This is a genomic window from Achromobacter deleyi (assembly GCF_016127315.1).
In the GTDB taxonomy this organism is placed as follows: Bacteria; Pseudomonadota; Gammaproteobacteria; order Burkholderiales; family Burkholderiaceae_B; genus Achromobacter; species Achromobacter insuavis_A.
Genome location: NZ_CP065997.1, coordinates 4082403 through 4101656, shown reverse-complemented (window position 1 = coordinate 4101656; position 19254 = coordinate 4082403). Strand labels below are relative to the sequence as shown.

Genomic DNA, 19254 nt, shown 5'->3' with positions numbered 1-19254 from the left:
GCTGGAGTATGGAATGCAGTTCGAAGTAACCCGCCTGCGGCGGGCCCTGATGCCGTTGTCGCTGGCTTGCGTAACCTTGCTGAGCGCCTGCGGCGGCAGCGACGACGATGACGACACGAGCGCGCCGCCGGTCGTGACCGAGCCCGCGCCGCCGGTGAAGACCGGCGCCTGGAGCGCCGGCGACCTGCACGTGCACACGATCCAGTCCGACGACGCCCAGACCACCCTGGAGAGCGTGCTGGACCAGGCCTTCGACCGCTACAAACTCGACTGGGCCGCGCTCTCGAACCACCTGCGCATGTCGGCGCGCGACAACACCGGCGTCAACATCCCCGGCGGCTCGATTCCGTTCTCGACCGGCATGGCGCGCTACGAAGTGCCGTTCATCAAGCAGGCGCAGGCGGCGGGCCGCTACGCCGGCAAGATCATCTTCTCGTCGTTCGAATGGGACATGCCCACGCACGACCACGTCAACATCGGCATCGGCACCAACGACCCGATGTCCGCCAAGTCGCTGCGCGCCGTGGCGGAATTCGAATACCTGTACACCAACAAGGCCGCCAACCTGTTCGACGCGCAGCTGGTCGCCGACCTGGCCGGCCAGACGCGCGCGTACACCACGCACGCCGACTCGCTGACGGCCCTGAAGTGGCTGCGCGACAAGCACCCCGACAGCTACATGCTGCTAAACCACCCGTCGCGCTATGCCGGCAAGTACACCATCGGCCAGCTGCGCGAGATGCACGACCTGGCGCCGTCGATCTTCTTCGCCATCGAAGGCATGGTCGGCAACCAGATGGAACCCGACCGCGGCGGCTACGCCGAGGCCTACACGCCGGCCAACCTGCCCAACCGCACCTACGGCGGCGTCGACTACCTGGTGGCCAAGCTGGGCGGCACCTGGGACGCGCTGCTGGGCGAAGGCCGCCACATCTGGACCGTGGCCGATTCGGACTTCCACTTCCGCATCAACGCCACCGGCCAGTACAGCAGCGGCTACGCGCCGGGCGAATACGCCAAGACCTACGTCTGGAAGGACGGCAAGGACATGGCGGCGGTGGTCACGGGCCTGAAGAGCGGCCGCCTGTTCGGCGTCTTCGGCGACCTGATCGACGCGCTCGAATTCCAGGCGCAGGGCGCCTCGGGCACGGCCCAGATGGGCGGCGAGCTGACGGCGGCCAAGGGCGAGCAGGTGGAAGTCACCATCCGCTTTCGCAGCCCCGCCAGCAACCACTACGAGTATCCGATCGAAAGCGGCAACCCCACCTACGTCAAGCCGACCGTGCACCACGTCGACCTGATCGTGGGCGATGTCGGCGCCCGCGCCGCCGCCGGCACGCCGGCATACGACAACGCCACCAATCCGAGCACCCGCGTGCTGGGCCGCTACACGAGCAAGGACTGGACCGTGGACAAGGACGGCTACAACGTCATCAAGGTCAAGCTGACCGCCGACAAGAGCCAGTACCTGCGCCTGCGCGGCACCAACCTGGCGCCCGACGTGGCCGGCGAGACCGCCAACGGCGAACCGCTGCCGGACGCCAAGGTCGACCTGACCGACAACGCCGCCCGCTTCAACGCCATCAACGCGCGCAACTACAACGACCTGTGGTTCTATTCGAATCCGGTGTTCGTGACGGTCAAGCCGTAGGCGTCATCCGGTTGACCGACCCCGCCCGACTTGCTACACATAAAGACGCAACTGCACTTGGTTCCTGATTATTCTCATCGGAGGATTTTTATGAGCAAGCGAATTGTTGTCGTGGGAGGCGGGGTCGGCGGCACCATGTTGGCCAACCAACTGGTGCACAAGCTCTATCCCGAGGTGTCGGCGGGCAGCGTCAGCATCATGCTGCTGTCCGATTCGCCGGATCACTACTACAAGCCGGCCTTCATGTATGTGGCGTTCAACCTGTTCTTCCAGGAAGAACTCAAGCGCCCCGAACGTTCCCTGCTGCGGCCCGAGATCGAGTTCCGCGTCGACAAGGTGACGCGCTTCGATTTCGACGCCCAGCAACTGCACACGCGCAGCGGCAAGCGCCACGGCTACGACTATCTCGTCATCGCCACCGGCTGCGTACCCGCGCCCGAGCGCATCGAAGGGCTGCGCGAGGCCGGCGACCATTTCTACCAGTACGAGCCGGCGCGGCAACTGGCCGGCCGCCTGGCCACGATCGAGCGCGGCCGCGTGTTCGTCAGCGTCACCTTTCCCAAGACGCCGAACGTGCCGCACCAATGCGGCATCGCGCCGATCGAGACCACGCTGATGCTGGATGACTACCTGCGCCGTCGCGGCGTGCGCGACCGCGTCGAGATCGTCTACACCTACCCCACCACCTCGCAACTGCTGCGCAACTGCCTGTTCCTGCAAAAGCCCACCTGCGAGGTGCTACCGGCCATCTTCGAACAGCGCGGCATCCGCTTCCAGCGTGGCTTCACGCTGGCCAAGGTGGATCCCGACCGGCGCATCGCCTATTCGGAGGAAGGCGTCGAACAGCCGTTCGACATCCTCATGGCCACGCCGCCGATCCGCGCGGTCGACGCGGTGCTGGAATCGGGAGTCTCGCAGGCGCCCAATGACGAAGGCTGGCTGCCCACCGATCACGAGACCCTGCAGGTCTATGGCCTGCGCAATGTCTACGTGATCGGCGACACCGTGGATCTGCCGGTCAGCAAGGCCGGCGGCTCATGCCACAACCAGGCCCCCGTCATCGCCAACAATATCGCCGGCGAGATCCGCCTGGGGCATCCGTGCAGCGCTTACGACGGCCGGGTGCAGGCGGTGGCGCAGATGGGCTTGAACGCCGGCATGCCGCTTTGGTACGACTACACCCACGACGTGCGGCCGACGCCGCCGACCAAGCTGGGCGGCCTGCTGCGGCATGGCTTCAACCGGGGCCTGTATTGGTCCGTCGCCAGGGGAATGCTATGAACGCGCCGCAAGACACCAACCCGCCCACCACCGGGCAATGCGCCACCGTGTTCGACGCGCCGCCCGCGGCAAACGGCGGCGATGCGCTGGCGCAGCTGGCGGACAAGCTCCAGCCGCTGGCCGACAGCGGACGGCTGGACAACATTGTCGACCTGCTGGCGCTGGCCTCCGATCTGGTCGACCTGCTCGATGCGCCGATGGTGGAAAAACTGGGCACGCTATCGGAACAGGTCAGCGGCGCCGCCTGGACCGCGTCCAACGCCTGGCGCATGGCCCAGGCCCAGGGCATGCGAGAGGCGCATCCGCCGGGCCTGGCCGGGCTGTTTCAGCTGTCACGCGACGAGGACACGCGGCGCGGCTTGGCGCTGCTGTTGCGCACGCTTCAAGGCCTGGGCCGGCAGCTGGGCCAGCAGCGGCAGGACTACGCGCCCTCGTGACGCCACGGTCCGGCGCCGTCTTCCCGGCGCCGGTCTGGCGGGCAAAAGAAAACCCCGGGAACGGCATCGGGGAAGGGACGCGTGTCCCTATCCTGAATACCGTCCCCGGGGCGGGGCGCGCACCGGTCCTGAGCGGACCGGACCGCGGATTTACTGCAACGTGCGCGTGAACACGAACTTGCCGTCGCGCCAGTCCACCGGCACCACGTCGCGCGGACCGAACTGGCCTTCCAGGATCAAGCGCGCGACCGGGTTCTCGATCTGCTGCTGGATGGCGCGCTTGAGCGGACGCGCCCCGAACACCGGATCGAAGCCATCGCGGGCCAGTTCCGCCAGCGCGGGCTCGGTCACTTCCAGGCGCATCTCCTGCTTTTCCAGGCGCTCGGCCAGGCGGCGCAGCTGAATGCGGGCGATGGACTCGATGTGCTGCGCTTCCAGGCCGTGGAACACCACCACTTCGTCGATGCGGTTCAGGAACTCGGGCCGCAGCGTCTGCTTGAGCTCGCCCCAGACCACTTCCTTGACCACGTCGTACGGCTGGCCGGCCAGCGTCTGGATGTGCTGCGACCCCAGGTTGGACGTCATCACGATGACGGTGTTGCGGAAGTCCACGGTGCGGCCCTGGCCGTCGGTCAGGCGGCCGTCGTCCAGCACCTGCAGCAGCACGTTGAAGACGTCCGGGTGGGCCTTCTCGACTTCATCGAGCAGCACCACGCTGTACGGCTTGCGGCGCACGGCCTCGGTCAGGTAGCCGCCCTCTTCGTAGCCCACGTATCCGGGCGGCGCGCCGATCAGCCGCGCCACCGAGTGCTTCTCCATGAATTCGCTCATGTCGATGCGGATCATGTGCTCTTCCGAGTCGAACAGGAACTCGGCCAGCGCGCGCGTCAGCTCGGTCTTGCCCACGCCGGTGGGGCCCAGGAACAGGAACGAGCCATACGGACGCGACGGATCCGCCAGGCCCGCGCGCGAACGGCGGATGGCATCGGCCACCAGGCGCACGGCCTCGTCCTGGCCGACCACGCGCTTGTGCAGGTATTCCTCCATGTGCAAGAGCTTTTCGCGTTCGCCCTGCATCATCTTGGACACCGGGATGCCGGTGGCGCGCGACACGACCTCGGCGATTTCCTCGGCGCCGACACGGGTGCGCAACAGACGCGGCCGGCCCTCGCCGCCCTCGGCCTCCTCGGCCGCCTGCGCCGCGCCCACTTCGGCGGCCTTCAGGCGCGCTTCCAGGTCGGGCAGCTTGCCGTACTGCAGCTCGGCCAGCTTGTCGAACTGGCCCTTACGCTGCAGCTCGGCCATCTCGGCGCGCACGCTGTCGATTTCTTCCTTGATGGCCTGGGTGCCCTGCACCGCGGCCTTCTCGGCCTTCCAGATTTCCTCGAAGTCGTTGTACTCGCGTTGCAGCTTCTCGAGCTCGTCCTCGATCACGCCCAGGCGGCGCTTGGAGGCGTCGTCGGTTTCCTTCTTGACGGCCTCGCGCTCGATCTTGAGCTGGATGATGCGGCGGTCGAGCTTGTCCATCACTTCCGGCTTGGAATCGATTTCCATGCGGATGCGGGCGCCGGCCTCGTCGATCAGGTCGATGGCCTTGTCGGGCAGGAAGCGGTCGGTGATGTAGCGGTGCGAGAGTTCGGCCGCGGCCACGATGGCCGGGTCGGTGATCTCGACGCCGTGGTGGATTTCATAGCGTTCCTGCAGGCCGCGCAGGATGGCGATGGTGGACTCGACATCCGGTTCGTCGACCAGCACCTTCTGGAAGCGGCGTTCGAGCGCGGCGTCCTTTTCGATGTACTTGCGGTATTCGTCCAGCGTGGTGGCGCCGATGCAATGCAGCTCGCCGCGCGCCAGCGCCGGCTTGAGCATGTTGCCTGCGTCCATCGCGCCTTCGGCCTTGCCGGCGCCGACCATGGTGTGCAGCTCGTCGATGAAGACGATGTTGCTGCCGTCGTCCTGCGACAGTTCCTTGAGCACGGCCTTCAGGCGCTCTTCGAATTCGCCGCGGAACTTGGCGCCGGCCAGCAGCGCGGCCAAGTCGAGCGACAGCACGCGCTTGCCGCGCAGGGTCTCGGGCACTTCGTCGTTGACGATGCGCTGCGCCAGGCCTTCGACGATGGCGGTCTTGCCCACGCCGGGTTCGCCGATCAAGACCGGGTTGTTCTTGGTGCGGCGTTGCAGGATCTGGATGGTGCGGCGGATTTCGTCGTCGCGGCCGATCACCGGATCGAGCTTGCCCTGGCGGGCGCGCTCGGTCAGGTCCATGGTGTACTTGGACAAGGCCTCGCGGTTGGATTCGCCTTCGGCGCCGGATACGTTTTCACCGCCGCGCACGGCGTCGATGGCGGCCTCGAGGGCCTTTTTCTGCAGGCCCGCTTCGCGCAGGATGCGGCCGGCCTCGCCCTTGTCGTCGGCCAGGGCCAGCAGGAACAGCTCGCTGGCGATGTAGGTGTCGCCGCGACGCGCGGCTTCCTTGTCGGTGCGGGTCAGCACGCCCTGCAGGTCGCGGCCGACCTGGACGTTGTCGTCGCCCTGCACCTGGGGCAGCGCCTTGAGCGCGGCGTCCAGGGCCGGCTGCAGCCGGTTGACGGCCACGCCGGCGCGCGCCAGCAGGCTGCCGGCGCCGCTATCGGCGTCGGACAGCAACGCCGACAGCACGTGGACGGGCTCGATGTAGGGATGATCGTTGCGGGCGGCCAGACTCTGAGCGTCGGCCAGGGCTTGCTGGAACTTGGTAGTCAGTTTGTCGAATCGCATAATGGTCGTTGTGGCTTGTTGGTGAGCCTGACCGATACGCGCCGGCGGGCTCGATGACCTGAATATGCGGCCGGATGCGAGTATTTCAATACCTCGCCGGCCTCATGGCTTTATGTCCTTGGACACATCCGCGTGCAGCAACAATCTGAACTATGAGCATATACGTTTTTGTCTACGGCACGCTACGCGCGGGCGAAATCAACGACCTGGCGCAGGCCGCCACCCGCCGCGGCCTGCCGCCGGCCCGCCATGTGGGCGCGGCCACCGTGCCCAGCATGCTGGTGGATTTCGGCGACTGGCCCGGATTGCTCCCGGTGGCCGACGGCCGGCGGGTGCTGGGCGACATCTACGAGGTCGACCCGGCCCTGGTCGCCCTGATGGATGAGATCGAGGAATACGCGCCCGGGCGGCCCGGCTGCTTCGTGCGCCGGCCGGTGCTGGCCCGGCCGCTGGCGCCCGGCGCCGCCCCGGTGGCCTGCGAGTATTACCCCATCGACCCGGCCTGGCGCGGGACGGCGGCGGACATCGACGGCGACGACTGGGTCGCCTACCGCCAGGCCCGTCCGGCCCGGATGCCGCCGTAGGAATGCGCTGCAAAACGCTCCGTAAGACACCCGTAGTAACAACGGACTACAATGGAGACCTGTCTTCACGCTTTAAGCCCCTCCAGGCTACCCGCCGGGTGCGGGCACTATAAAGGTCATCGTATGCAAAAACGGGTTCCCGTTGCCCCTGATGCCGCCCACTGTTCCACGTGTATGTTGGGCCACGTGTGTGTCCCGGTCGGGATGGCAGCCGCCGAAGTAGAAAAGCTGGACGAACTGGTGAAAGAGCGCGTGCGCCTCGAAAAGGGCAAGACGCTGTATTCGCTGGATCACCCCCTGGACGCCGTCTACGGCGTGCGCTTCGGCAGCCTGAAAACGCAGCTCGAAGACGCCACCGGCCAGATCCAGATCACCGGCTTCCACCTGCCCGGCGAGATCGTCGGCATGGACGGCATGCTCGAGGGCAAGCATGTCTCGGCCGCCGTCGCCCTGGAAGACTCCGAAGTCTGCGTGATCCGCCTGAACGAAGTCGACCGCGTGGCCACCCACCTGCCCTCGCTGCAGCAGCAGTTCCGCCGCCTGATGAGCCGCGAGATCACGCGCTCGCACCAGATGCTGGCGTCGCTGGGCTCGATGCGTTCCGAACAGCGCCTGGCCGCGTTCCTGCTCAACCTGTCGCAACGCTATGCGTCGCTCGGCTACTCGTCGACCGAATTCGTGCTGCGCATGAGCCGCGAGGAAATCGGCAACTATCTCGGCCTGACGCTGGAAACGGTCAGCCGGCTGTTCTCGCGCTTCGCGCGCGACGGCCTGATCCGCATCAACCAGCGCGAAGTCCGCATCCTGGACCAACCCGCGCTCAAGCAACTGCTGGGCCACGAGGGCTGCTGACGCCCGCCCGCGCCATGCGCCGCACAGCCGTAGCCGGCGCCGCGCAGCCCCACCCGGCGCCGCGTCCGCCGCATTCGCGCCGGGCCTGGAGCGCGGCGGCGCTGGCCCTGGCGGCCCTTCTGCCCCTGGCGGCGCGCGCGCAGACGCCGCTGCCCGATCCCTACGATTACGATGAACCCGCGCCCGCCCCCAAGCGGGTGGTGATTCCGCGCTGGCAGACGCTCGAACTGGGCAAGCCCGGCCACCGCTACAAGGTACCGGTCTATGCTAACCGGAACCTGGCGCGCGGCGACCTGCGCGATATCAAGCAAATCGTGATCGTGTTCCATGGGGTCAAGCGCAACGCCGACGCCTATTACGAAACCGTCGCCACGGTGCTGGCGGCCAACCCGGCCCGCGCCAACGACACCCTGATCCTGGCGCCGCGCTTCGTCGGCGTGATCGACTCGGGCTACGCCGGCATGGCGGCCTGGCGCAAGTCCAGCTGGGAAGACGGCGAGGACAGCGTGCAGGCCAATGGCCGGCCGGCGCCGGTCAGCTCGTTCCAGGTGATCGACGACCTGCTGCGCAGCCTGGACGACCGCAAGCGCCTGCCGACCCTGGCCAGCATCGTGCTGGCCGGCCACTCCGGCGGCGCCCAGCTGGTGCAACGCTATGCCGTGCTGAACCAGATCGATGGCCCGCTGCGCCGCGACGGCATCGCCGTGCGCTACGTGGTGGCCAATCCCTCGTCCTACCTGTACCTGACCAAGGAACGCCCGCGTCCCGACGGCAAGGGCTACGCGCCCTACGAGCGCGGCATCTGCCCCACCTACAACCAGTACAAGTACGGCACCGACAAGCTGCCCCCGTTCGCGCAGGAAACCGACGACACGCGCCTGTTCATCCGCTACGCGGCGCGCGACGTCACTTACCTGCTGGGCGGCGCCGACAACAATCCCGAACACCGCCTGCTGGACAAGACCTGCGGCGCCGAGGCCCAGGGCGCCACCCGGCTGGCGCGCGGCACCGCCTACCTGCAATACGAACGCATCGTCGCCGCGCGCGGCAACCGGCCGGTGACGCTGCACCGCGCCGGCTTCGAAGTGACCGGCGTCGGCCACGAGAACAAGGGCATGTTCGGTTCGGTCTGCGGCGCGCGCGCGCTGCTGGGCGAGAACGCCCTGGCGCCCGCCGGCGCGGCCGCCTGCACGGTGATCGAGCCGCCGCGCAAGTAGCGCGGCGGTTATTGACATCAAGCTGAACAAATATCCCGGACACGCGCAGGGGTGCATTTTCGCGCCGGCAGGCGCAAGATAGGCGGGTACCGTCTCCGTGGAAGACAGATATGAGCCAAGCGTATCTCGACATGCCCGACGCCAAACGCCGCATCAAGGCGATCTTCGTCGGCTCCATGGGCAACCTGGTCGAATGGTATGACTTCTACGCCTATACCGCCTTCGCCCTGTACTTCGCCCCCGCCTTCTTCCCCTCGCACGACCCGGTCGTGCAGCAGCTGAACGCCGCCACGCTGTTCGCCGCCGGCTTCATCGTGCGGCCGCTGGGCGGCTGGCTGTTCGGCCACCTGGCCGACCGCCACGGGCGACGATTGTCCCTGATGGTCTCGGTCGGCATGATGTGCGTCGGCTCGCTGATCATCGCGGTCACGCCCACCTACGCATCCATCGGGCTGGCGGCGCCGGCGCTGCTGGCGCTGGCCCGGGTCATCGAGGGCCTGAGCCTGGGCGGCGAATACGGCGCCAGCGCCACCTACCTCACCGAGATCGCCGACCCGGACCACCGCGGCTTCTATTCCAGCTTCCAGTACGTCACGCTGATCGGCGGCCAGCTGTGCGCCATCCTGGTGCTGCTGTTGCTGCAGAACGTGTTCCTGACGCACGAGCAGTTGGTGGAATGGGGCTGGCGCATTCCGTTCGTGATCGGCGCCATGCTGGCCGTCATCACCGCCCTCATGCGGCGCGACATGCCCGAGACCGATTCCTACAAGCAGGCCAGCCAGAGCAAGCCCAAGACCAGCTCGCTGCGCGGCCTGCTGCGCTATCCGCGCGAGGTCGCGATCGTGGTCGGCCTGACGGCCGGCGGCACGGCGGCGTTCTACACCTTCACCACCTACATGCAGACCTTCGTGCGGCAGACCGCCGGGTTCTCCGACATCGTCACCACCTACGTGATCGCCGCGTCGCTGATCTTCGCGCTGATCCTGCAGCCGCTGTACGGCGCGCTGTCCGACAAGATCGGGCGCAAGCCGCTGCTGGTGTTCTTCGGCATCGCCGGCGCGCTACTCACCGTGCCGCTGCTGATGACGCTGTCGCACACGCGCTCGCCATTCATCGCCTTCCTGCTGATCTGCGCGGCCTGGATCTTCACCGCCGGCTACACCTCGATCAACGCGGTGGTGAAGGCCGAGCTGTTCCCCACCAACATCCGCGCCACCGGCGTGGCGGTGCCGTACGCCATCACCGTGTCGATCTTCGGCGGCACGGCGCCGGCCATCGCGCTGTGGTTCAAGCAGCAAGGCCACGAAGAGTGGTTCTACTACTACCTGGCGGGCGTGATCTTCATTTCGCTGCTGGTGTACGCGACCATGCGCGACACCAAGCATCAGTCGGCCATGCACCGGCACGATTGACGCCGCCTGCGCGGCGCATGGCCGGCGCGCGCCCTTGCGTCAGCCCGGCTGATGCGCGTTGACCGCGTCCAGCACGCGGGCCGAGTACACCATCGCCGCGCCAGCGTTCAAGGCCACCGCCACGCCCAGCGCCTCGCCGATTTCCTCGCGGCTGGCGCCGTGCTTGAGCGCCTGCGCCGAATGCACGGTGATGCAGCCGTCGCAGCGGGTCGTCACCGCCACCGCCAACGCGATCAGCTCGCGCGTCTTGGCATCCAGGTGCGCGGTCTTGGCGCCGGCGGCCGACAGCGCCTGGTAGCCCTTGAGCGTGTCGGGCGTCAGCGCGCCCAGCTCGCCGATGCGGCCCATCAGTTCCTTTTGGTAGTTCACCCAATCCAGCATGTCCTGCTCCTGAAAAAAACGGCGAGGCTGGATGCCTGACGCCATGGAAGCAGTATGCGCCGCCGTACGGCAATTATTTAGCTGGAAAATAGCGGTTATATGCTGATTCGTATCAACCAAGGATCCGACGCGTGGCGCGTGGGACGGCCGGCAAACCGGCGACCTGGCCTAGCGGCGCGCGCCGGTCAGCGGCCGGGGCGGCGCCGGCGCCGCGGGCTCGAGGGGCGCGGCCTGCAGCGACTGGACTTCCAGCGGCGAACGGGCCTGGGCCACGCAGGGCAGGATCCAGCCCTCTTCCTTTTCATCGCGCGACAGGCCCGGCCATTCGATGCGGTAGGCGATCTCGCCTTCCAGCAGCAGGCACATGCAGGCGCGACAGGTGCCGTTGCGGCAGGAACTGGGCAGCTTGATGCCGGCGGCCTGCGCGGCCGCCAGCACGGTCGAATCGGCATCCGCCTCGAAGCGCAGGCCGGACGGTTGCACCAGGACGGGAAAGGCGGGCATGGTCGGCGGAATCGTTCGTCTTGTGGGGACGCCGGCGCGGGCCGGCCTTCAGGGCAGGCCCTGGAAGGCCGGCGCCCGCTCAAGCGGGATGGTCCTGCCAGTCCAGCTGCCAGGCGCCGGACAGCACGTTCTGCAGCCACAGCGTGCAGGTCAGGGTCTTGGCGTCGGTGACTTCGCCCTTGGCGCAGGCCGCGAACAGTTCCTCCGGATGGGCGCTGAATACGTCCAGGAATTCATCCTGGTCCAGCTGCTGCGGACCGGCGCGCAAACCGCGCGCGAAGTAGATGTGGATGATCTCGGTGGAATAGGCGATGGCCAGGTGCAACGCGCCGGCACGGGCCCACTGGGTGGCGGTATAGCCGGTTTCCTCGAGCAGTTCGCGCTTGCCGCAGGCCAGCGGGTCTTCGCCCGGATCGAGCTTGCCGGCGGGAAATTCGGTCATGACGCGGCCGATCGGATAGCGGTACTGGCGCTCGAGCAGCACGCGGCCGTCGTCGAGCAGCGGGATCACCACCACGGCGCCCGGATGCACCACGTACTCGCGCGTCGAGGTGTGGCCGTTGGGCAGGCGGACCGTGTCGTTGCGGACCTTGAGGAAGCGGCCGTCGTAGGCGGGCTCGCTGGAGACGCGTTCTTCGAACAGATGGGAATCGGGCTTGTCGGTCATGGCGCGGCGTGGGAAGGGGCAGGCGCCGGCGCGCAAAGGCGGCCGACGCGAAGAGCTTGCAGCTTACCATCGCGCCCGTCATCGCTTCGTCACCGCCGCGGCGCGCAAGCGCTGGCGACGGGCCGCGCGCGCGGCCGCCGGCCAGCGCCGATTCCGCGCCGGCGGCCGCGCGGCGTTCAGGCGTCGACGCGGATGACGATCTTGCCGAAGTGGCGACCCGAGGCCAGGCGCTCGAACGCGGCCGGCGCCTCGTCGAAGCCATAGACGCGGTCGATCACCGGCGCGATGCGGGCGCGATCGACCAACCGCGCCACGTCTTCCAGCATCTTGCGGCTGCCCACGAAGATGCCTTCCAGGCGCTTGTTGCCGGCGATCAGCGCCAGCGGCGACACCGGCACCGAGGCGAAGCCGCTGACGCCGCCAATGATGCCGACCGCGCCGCCATGGCGCACCGCCGCGAGCGATCGTTGCAGCGTGCCCTCGCCGCCCACTTCCAGCACCACGTGGGCGCCTTCGCCGCCGGTCACGCGCAGCACTTCGTCCTGCCATTCGGGGTGGTCGCGGTAATTGATCAGGTCGTCGGCGCCGAGCTCGCGGGCCCGCGCCAGCTTGTCGTGGCTGGACGAGGTGATGATGGCGCGCAGGCCCGCGGCCTTGGCCAGCTGCAGGCCCCAGATCGAGACCCCGCCGGTGCCCAGCAACAGCGCGGTCTGGCCGGCGCGGGCGCGGCCGGCGACGAACAGCGCGTTCCAGGCGGTGACGGCGGCGCACGGCAGGGTCGCGGCCTGTTCGTCCGACAGCGAGTCGGGAATCGCCACCAGCGAATGCTCCGAGAAGACGACCTCGCTGGCCAGCACGCCGTCGCTGGCGGCGCCGGGCGCCCGCGCGGTGTTGGCGGGCGTGGGTTCGCCGTCGATCCAATCCGGCAGGAAGGCGCCCATGACCCGGTCGCCCGCCTTGAAGCGCGTGACGCCGGCGCCCACCGCCAGCACCTCGCCGGCGGCATCGGAGGCGGGCACCACGGGGCTGCCCGCCACCTTCAGGTAATCGCCGCGGGCGACCATCAGGTCGCGGAAGTTGAGCGAGACGGCCTTGATGCGCACGCGCACCTCGAAGGGGCCGGGTTCGCGCGCCGTCAGCGCCCCGCGCTGGAGCGAGCCGATGCCTTGGCCGGGGGTGATCTGGTATGCCTGCATGATGATGTCCTCTGGGTGAGTTGCGGAGCGCCGCCAACACAGGGCGGCGCGGTATGGGTACGATATAGGGGAATAAGACTACCCAGTGGCGGCATTTATTCACTTGAATGTCGCCCGATTGGAACCAATATCCGCAGGAAAGCCCCATGGCCACTCCCTACTCCCACGACCGCCTGGGCGGCATCGAGGTCTTCGTGCAGGCCGCCGAGGCCGGCAGCTTCGCGCTGGCGGCCGACCGCCTGAACCTGACGCGCTCGGCGGTCGGCAAATCGATCGCCCGCCTCGAAGCGCGGCTGGGCGCGCGCCTGTTCCACCGCACCACGCGCCAGCAAAGCCTGACGGACGCCGGCCAGGCCTACTACGACCGCTGCGTGCGGGCGCTGACCGAGCTGTACGACGCCGAAGCGGAACTGGACAGCGGCCGGCGTTCGCCGCAGGGCCGCTTGCGGGTCAGCGCGCCGCTGGTGTTCGGCCGCCATTGCGTGGCGCCGGTGCTGCGCGACCTGGCCGCGCAGCACCCGCAGCTGCAGATCGATATTTCCTTCAACGACCGCGTGGTGGACCTGATCGAGGAAGGCTACGACCTGGGCATCCGCATCGGCCCGCTGCCCGACAGTTCCAGCCTGGCGGCGCGCCGGCTGGGCCTGCAGACCATGGGCATCGGCGCCTCGCCGGCCTACATCGCCGCGCACGGACGCCCCGTCACGCTGGACGAGATGCGCCAGCACGCCGGCGTGGTCTATGCCCACGGCGGCGTCGAGAAAGGCTGGTCGGTGATGGGGCAGGATGGCCAGGTGATCCAGCTGCACCTGCCGCCGCGGCTGCGGCTGGACGACCTGCAGGCCATCGCCGACGCCGCCATCGCGGGCGCCGGGCTGGCGTGGCTGCCGTGCTGGATGCTGACGCACTACGTGCGCACCGGCGAACTGGATGTGCTGATGCACGGCGACCGGATGGCGGCGCAGGACGTGCATGCGGTCTGGCCGCAGGCGCGCTACCTGCCGTCCAAGACGCGCGCCGCGATCGACGCGCTGGCGGCGCGGGTGCCGGCGATGCTGGCGAAATAGCGGCGCGCCGGCGCCGCGGGGGCGTGTCAGTCGAACTTGCGGCGGGCGTCCAGCGCCAGGCCGGCGCCGATGCTGCCGAACAGGTCGCCCTCGACGCTGCGCGCCTGCGGCACCAGCGCCGAGACACAGTCGCGCAGGCGCGGCACGCGGCTCGAACCGCCGGTGAAGAACACCGTATCGACGTCCACGGGCGCGACGCCCGCGTCGCGCAGCAGGGTGCCGACGGTCTGCTCGATCTTCTCGATCAGGCGCGCCACGCTGGTGTCGAACGACGGCCGCGTCACCTCCACGCCCAGCTCGGGTGCGATGCGCGACAGGTCGATGCGCGCGGCGGGGCCTTCCGACAGCGCGATCTTGGCCTCTTCCACCTGCACCGCCACCCAGTGGCCGGCGCGCTGCTTGACCAGGTTCAACAGCAGGTCGATCTTGTCGCGGTCGCCGGCCTCGGCGCGGATATAGGCGAAATGCTCGGCGGCCTTGCGGGTGTAGGCCTGGTTGATGGTGTGCCAGCAGGCCAGGTTGCCGTACTGCGTGGACGGCACGTCCTTGCCGCTGCGCAGCTGGCTGCCCAGGCCCAGCAGCGGCATGACGTGCGCCAGGCTGAGCTGCTTGTCGAAGTCCACGCCGCCGATGTGCACGCCGCCGTAGGCCAGGATGTCCTCGCGGCGGTCCGGCTTGGCGGCGCGGCCCGGCCCCAGGCGGATCAGCGAGAAGTCGGAGGTACCGCCGCCGATGTCGATGACCAGCACCAGTTCCTCGCGATCGATCTGCGACTCGTAGTCGAAGGCCGCGGCCAACGGCTCGAACTGGAATTCGATGTCGGTGAAGCCGACGCTATGCGCGATCTCGCCCAGCGTGTCCTGGGCGGTCTGGTCGGCGGCGGGGTTGTCGTCGACGAAGAACACCGGCCGGCCCAACACGGCGCGCGTGAAGTCGCGGCCGGCGGCGGTCTCGGCGCGGCGCTTGAGTTCGGCGATGAAGCGCGTCAGCAGCACGCGGAACGGGATCGAGCGGCCCTGCACTTCGGTGGAGCCGTCGATCAGCGAGCTGCCCAGCAGGCTTTTCATCGAGCGCATCAGGCGCCCGTCGTAGCCCGCCAGGTAGTCGGAGATGGCCGCCCGGCCGTAGCTGACCTCGGCATCCTCGTCGTGGAAGAAAATGGCCGAGGGCAAGGTGGTCTTGCCGTCTTCAAGGGCGAGGAGCGCGCGCTGGTCGGGGCGGCTCCAGCCGACGGTGGAGTTCGACGTGCCGAAGTCGACGCCGCATGCGGTGGAAATCATGGAAATTCGGGGGGCTGAAAGCAAAACGGCGCACAAGTGTAGCCGCAACCGCCCGAAACGCCATGTCAGCCCGGGCGGCGCAGCGCCACGGCCACGAAAACCAGCGTCACGGCGGCGGTCAGCAAGCCGCCGGAAAAACCGGTGACGTACCCCATCCGGGCAGCCAGGCCGGTGATGAGCGACGAGGTCAGGATCTCGCCCAGGTCGCGCGCGCTCTGCACCGCGGTCATGTCGGTGCCGGCCTGCGCCCCGCGCGCGGCAAAGCGCATCGCCAGCGTCATCATCGCCACCGAGGCCGCGCCGGCGCCAAAGGCGCCCAGCGCCTGCGCCGCGTAGGCAGCTGCCGTCGGCTGCGGCGCCCAGCCCTGGGCCTGCGCCAGCCAGGCCAGCGCCGCCGCGCCCGAGGCCGCCAGGCCAAGCGCCAGCGCGCCGCGCGCGCCGATGCGCCCGACCAGCCAGGCGCCGCCGCCGCAACCCAGCAGCACGGTCACCGCGCCCCCGGCCATGCCGAGGCGGCCCACCGCCTCCACCGCCCAGCCCGCGTCCACCAGGAACAGCTTGGACAGGCCGTAGCCCGCCACCGCCGTCATCGCCGACAGGAACGCCGCCAGCACCAGCGCCCAGGCGCCCGGCCGGCGCGCGAAACCGGCCAGCGTGGCGCGCCGGGCGGCGGCGGGCAGCGCGGTTTCGCGCCAGCCCAGCGCCATCAGCAGGCTGAAGGCCACCACCGCGGCCAGCAGCGCCAGCGCGCCGCCCTGCCCCAGCCAGCCCGCCAGCACCAGGCAGCCCGGCCCGCCGGCAAAGAAACCAATCATGGTGCCGCCCACCTGCACGGCGTTGGCGCGCGCCAGCGCCTGGCCCTCGAAGCGCTCGGCGGTCAGGCCATCGGTGGCGATGTCCTGCGTGGCGCTGGCCAGCGAGGCCAGCGCCATCAGCGCCACCACCCACGGCGCGCTGGCCGCGGACACGCCGGTCACGGCCACCGCCGCCAGGCACGCCAGCACGATGCCCTGCATTGGCAGGATCCAGCTGCGGCGCCGGCCCCGCGCCGGCCGGTAGCGGTTGTCGACGAGCGGCGCCCACAGGAATTTCAAGACCCACGGCAGCCCCACCAGCGGCAGCCAGGCCAGCGCGTGCAAGGGCGCGCCGTCGCGCCGCAGCAGCGTCGGCAGCGCCTCCATCGCCACCCCCAGCGGAATGCCCTGGGAAAAATAGAGCGCGCCGATCATGATGAACAGGCGCGCGTTCGCGGTTTGCTTCACGTCGATTTCCTTCAAGCTTGCGTTGCCGCGCCCACGCGGCGATGTTCACTGCCCTGCCCGGGCGTGACGAACAGGATGCGGGCCGGACAGGCCACGTGCAGGCGGTGCCAGACGCCGCGCGGCACCACGGCGCCGCGCCGCGCGTCCAGCAGCACGTCGGTCTCGGCGCCGGCCTCGTCCATCAGCGTCAGCACGACGCGGCCTTCCAGCACACAGAGCATTTCCTCGCCGGCCGGATGCCGTTCCCAGACGTCGCCGTGCACGTCGGCATCGCTGGCCGCCGCCTTGATGCCGACCAGCCAGCCCTCGTGCGGCGCCAGGCGCCGCAACTTGCCGATGTCGCGCATGCCGCCATCGCCGGCCAGCGCCATGAAATGATCGAGCCAGTCGAACACTGGCGCGGGGCTCATTGCCGCCATCTCGTCTCTCCTTCAGAAAAGGATGGACGGCGCGTCCGCGCCGTCCATCGGTCGCCGCCCGCTCAGTACTCGGCCCGCAGGGTCAGCATGACGTTGCGCGGCTCGCCGTAGCGGTTGTTCCACGCCGTGCCCGACAGGCTCTGGTAGTAGCCGCGGTCGAACACGTTGTTGACGTTCAGCGCCGCGGTCAGATGCTTGTCGACGCGGTAGGCCAGGCGCAGGTCCACCAGCGCGTAGCCGCCCTGGCGCAGCGTGACCGGGCCCGAGACGGTCGAGTAGCCGGACTGCACCTGCAGCCCGCCGCCCACGCTCAGGCGCCGCTGCATCGTGGGCAGCGCATAGTTCGTCCACAACCGGAAGATGTGCTTGGGCGTGAAGCTGGCGAAGGGCTGGCCGCCGGCCTGCGTGTCGGTCAGGTACTTGCTGGTGTTGAAGGTGTAGCCGGCCGCCACCGTCCAGTACGGCGTAATGTTGCCGCTGGCCTCGGCCTCGAACCCGCGGCTGCGCACCTCGCCGCCCGCCACGTAGTAGCAGTTCTGGCCGACGCAGGGCCAGTCCGGATCCTGCTGCGCGCGGTTCTTCTGGCGGATCTGGAACGCGGCCAGCGACACGTTCAGCGCGCCGTCCATCAGTTCGCCCTTGATGCCAGCCTCGTAGTTGGTGCCGGTGACCGGATCCAGCCCCTGGCCCTGGCGCGTCAGCTGGCTCTGCGGCTGGAACACCTCGGCATAGCTGCCGTACAGCGACCACTGGCGGTCCAGGTCGACGATCAAGCCGCCGTAGGGCGTGAATTCCGGGTCGATGCGCTGGCGCGAACCAGGCGCGTCCTGGTTCCACCAGCTCATGCGCCCGCCCAGCACCAGGGTCAGCGGGTCGGCCAGCGAGAAGCGGCCCATGCCATACACGCCGTGCTGGCGCGCGCGCGTCTCGCCGGGCGAGGTGTAGGGGCCGACGCCGGGCTCCGGCACGCTGTGCGGATCCCAGTCGAACACATTCACCGGCACGCGCAGCGCCGGCGTCAGTTGGCCGGTGTACTGCTCGGTGGTGGTGCGCTGGGCATTGCCGCCGAACAGCAGCTCGTGGCGGCGGCCGAACAGTTGCACCGGGCCGCTGACGTAGGCATCGACGCTGGCCTGGGTGTTGTCGAATTTATAGGCGCCGCCCATCAGCGCCGAGCCCAGGCCGGTCTGGCGGTCGATCGCGCCAGAGGCGCCGGCGTACTTCAGGTTGCTGTCGGCGGTGAGGTAGTTGGCGCTGATCTTGGCGCTCCAGCCCTGGCCGAAACGGTGTTCCAGGTCGGCGAACACGCGCGTCGTGTTCCAGTTGAAACGGTCCCACGCGGCGTCCAGGTAGGTCGAGCGCTTCAGGCCGATGTCGCCGCCATCCTTGTATCGCGGCACGCCCGCCATGTTGGTGGTGGAGCGGATGCGCTGGTACTGCAGGCCGGCCGACAACACCGTGTCCGGGCCCAGGTCGACCTCGCCGATGCCGTAGAACAGCGCCGACTTCTGGTCCGCCACATCGTAGAAATAGCCGCGGTCCTCGAAAGCCGTGACAATGCGCCCGCGCACGCTGCCGCTGTCGTTGAGTGGGCCGCCCAGGTCGGCCTCGGCGAGGTAGCGGTCCCAGCTGCCGGCGCTGAGCGCGCCGCTGAAGGCGAACTCGCGCTGCGGACGCTTGCGCACCAGGTTGACAGTGGCGGCGGGGTTGCCGGCGCCGTGCAGCAGGCCGTTGGCGCCGCGCAGGATCTCGACCCGCTCGTACACCGCCATGTCCTGCGGCGACGCGGCCATGTTGCCCATCAGCACCGGCACGCCGTCCTGCTCGTACGAATCGACCTTGAAGCCGCGGGCGTAGTAGGCGGTGGTCAGCAGTTGATAGGGCTGTACCGTGATGCCGGTGGCGTGCTGCATCACCTCGTCCAGGCTCTGCAGGTTCTGCTGCCGCATCTGTTCCTGGCCGATGACCGTGATCGACTGCGGCGTCTCGCGCACCGTGAGCGGCAGCTTGCCCAGCGTCGGGGCCGGCGCGGCGCCGGCGCGTTCTCCGCTGACCGTCACCGCGGGCAGCGTGGCCGCATCGCCGGCGCCGTCCGCCAGCGCCGGCCCCGCGGCCGTGATCGCCAGCCAAAGCGGCCAATGTCGCACCGCCGTCTTGCGCGGCCGTGCCGCCCTGTTCCTGAACTTTGATCGCACCGCCGTTCCTCTTTCCTGGTTACTGAGAATTATTCTCAGGCCATTCTAGAGAGCGGCCGGCGCCGCCACTGGCGATTGCGGAAGTCTCGCTA

The 19254-nt window shown here is 68.9% G+C and carries 17 protein-coding genes; 8 read left to right on the top strand and 9 right to left on the bottom strand.

The window, feature by feature from the left end; genetic code table 11:
- Positions 1-13: 13 nt before the first annotated feature.
- The 3 genes from I6I07_RS18645 to I6I07_RS18635 all read left to right on the top strand — a co-directional run bounded on the left by I6I07_RS18645 (position 14) and on the right by I6I07_RS18635 (position 3369).
- On the top strand, positions 14-1651 hold the full coding sequence (locus I6I07_RS18645; RefSeq protein WP_198483210.1) for an S-layer protein: 1638 nt from the start codon (positions 14-16) through the stop codon (positions 1649-1651).
- 90 nt (positions 1652-1741) lie between these two features.
- Positions 1742-2932 (top strand): NAD(P)/FAD-dependent oxidoreductase, encoded by a 1191-nt coding sequence (locus I6I07_RS18640; protein ID WP_198483209.1) that lies wholly within the window; start codon positions 1742-1744, stop codon positions 2930-2932.
- Positions 2929-3369, top strand: a complete 441-nt coding sequence (locus I6I07_RS18635; protein ID WP_198483208.1) for a DUF1641 domain-containing protein — start codon at positions 2929-2931, stop codon at positions 3367-3369. Before I6I07_RS18640 ends, I6I07_RS18635 begins: the two co-directional genes overlap by 4 nt.
- Before the next feature lie 150 nt (positions 3370-3519).
- Here the strand turns inward: I6I07_RS18635 and clpB are convergent, their stop codons facing one another.
- Entirely contained in the window at positions 3520-6126 is a 2607-nt protein-coding gene (clpB, locus tag I6I07_RS18630; protein WP_198483207.1) for an ATP-dependent chaperone ClpB, read from the bottom strand.
- A gap of 152 nt (positions 6127-6278) precedes the next feature.
- Here clpB and I6I07_RS18625 point away from each other — a divergent pair, with 152 nt between their 5' ends.
- The 4 genes from I6I07_RS18625 (at position 6279) to I6I07_RS18610 (ending at position 10191) form a co-directional block, all read left to right on the top strand.
- Positions 6279-6710 carry a gamma-glutamylcyclotransferase family protein gene (locus tag I6I07_RS18625; protein ID WP_198483206.1) on the top strand — a complete coding sequence of 144 codons (432 nt, stop codon included), beginning with the start codon at positions 6279-6281 and terminating at the stop codon, positions 6708-6710.
- A gap of 123 nt (positions 6711-6833) precedes the next feature.
- Complete coding sequence (gene fnr / locus I6I07_RS18620) at positions 6834-7562, top strand: fumarate/nitrate reduction transcriptional regulator Fnr (RefSeq protein ID WP_198483205.1); 729 nt, start codon at positions 6834-6836, stop codon at positions 7560-7562.
- Positions 7563-7576: 14 nt separating this feature from the next.
- Positions 7577-8779, top strand: coding sequence for a hypothetical protein (locus I6I07_RS18615; RefSeq protein ID WP_232625647.1), 1203 nt, complete (start codon positions 7577-7579; stop codon positions 8777-8779).
- Positions 8780-8889: 110 nt separating this feature from the next.
- Positions 8890-10191, top strand: a complete 1302-nt coding sequence (locus tag I6I07_RS18610) for an MFS transporter (protein ID WP_006396085.1) — start codon at positions 8890-8892, stop codon at positions 10189-10191.
- Positions 10192-10230: 39 nt separating this feature from the next.
- Here the strand turns inward: I6I07_RS18610 and I6I07_RS18605 are convergent, their stop codons facing one another.
- The 4 genes from I6I07_RS18605 to I6I07_RS18590 form a co-directional block, all read right to left on the bottom strand.
- Positions 10231-10572, bottom strand: coding sequence for a carboxymuconolactone decarboxylase family protein (locus I6I07_RS18605; RefSeq protein WP_198483204.1), 342 nt, complete (start codon positions 10570-10572; stop codon positions 10231-10233).
- Positions 10573-10740: 168 nt separating this feature from the next.
- On the bottom strand, positions 10741-11076 hold the full coding sequence (locus I6I07_RS18600) for a 2Fe-2S iron-sulfur cluster-binding protein (protein WP_198483203.1): 336 nt from the start codon (positions 11074-11076) through the stop codon (positions 10741-10743).
- A gap of 79 nt (positions 11077-11155) precedes the next feature.
- Positions 11156-11743 carry an NUDIX domain-containing protein gene (locus I6I07_RS18595; protein WP_035361760.1) on the bottom strand — a complete coding sequence of 196 codons (588 nt, stop codon included), beginning with the start codon at positions 11741-11743 and terminating at the stop codon, positions 11156-11158.
- A gap of 176 nt (positions 11744-11919) precedes the next feature.
- The gene (locus tag I6I07_RS18590) at positions 11920-12939 is read right to left on the bottom strand and encodes a zinc-dependent alcohol dehydrogenase family protein (protein WP_198483202.1); all 1020 of its coding nucleotides are present in this window, start codon (positions 12937-12939) and stop codon (positions 11920-11922) included.
- 146 nt (positions 12940-13085) lie between these two features.
- On the opposite strand from I6I07_RS18590, the gene I6I07_RS18585 reads away from it, so the two are divergent.
- On the top strand, positions 13086-14006 hold the full coding sequence (locus I6I07_RS18585; RefSeq protein ID WP_006396090.1) for a LysR family transcriptional regulator: 921 nt from the start codon (positions 13086-13088) through the stop codon (positions 14004-14006).
- Between the two features lie 26 nt (positions 14007-14032).
- Here the strand turns inward: I6I07_RS18585 and I6I07_RS18580 are convergent, their stop codons facing one another.
- The 4 genes from I6I07_RS18580 to I6I07_RS18565 form a co-directional block, all read right to left on the bottom strand.
- On the bottom strand, positions 14033-15286 hold the full coding sequence (locus I6I07_RS18580; RefSeq protein WP_006396091.1) for an Hsp70 family protein: 1254 nt from the start codon (positions 15284-15286) through the stop codon (positions 14033-14035).
- A gap of 65 nt (positions 15287-15351) precedes the next feature.
- Positions 15352-16515 carry a RhtX/FptX family siderophore transporter gene (locus tag I6I07_RS18575; RefSeq protein ID WP_198487591.1) on the bottom strand — a complete coding sequence of 388 codons (1164 nt, stop codon included), beginning with the start codon at positions 16513-16515 and terminating at the stop codon, positions 15352-15354.
- Between the two features lie 44 nt (positions 16516-16559).
- On the bottom strand, positions 16560-16958 hold the full coding sequence (locus I6I07_RS18570) for a cupin domain-containing protein (protein ID WP_116520321.1): 399 nt from the start codon (positions 16956-16958) through the stop codon (positions 16560-16562).
- A gap of 71 nt (positions 16959-17029) precedes the next feature.
- The gene (locus I6I07_RS18565; RefSeq protein WP_198483201.1) at positions 17030-19114 is read right to left on the bottom strand and encodes a TonB-dependent siderophore receptor; all 2085 of its coding nucleotides are present in this window, start codon (positions 19112-19114) and stop codon (positions 17030-17032) included.
- Between the last annotated feature and the right edge of the window lie 140 nt (positions 19115-19254).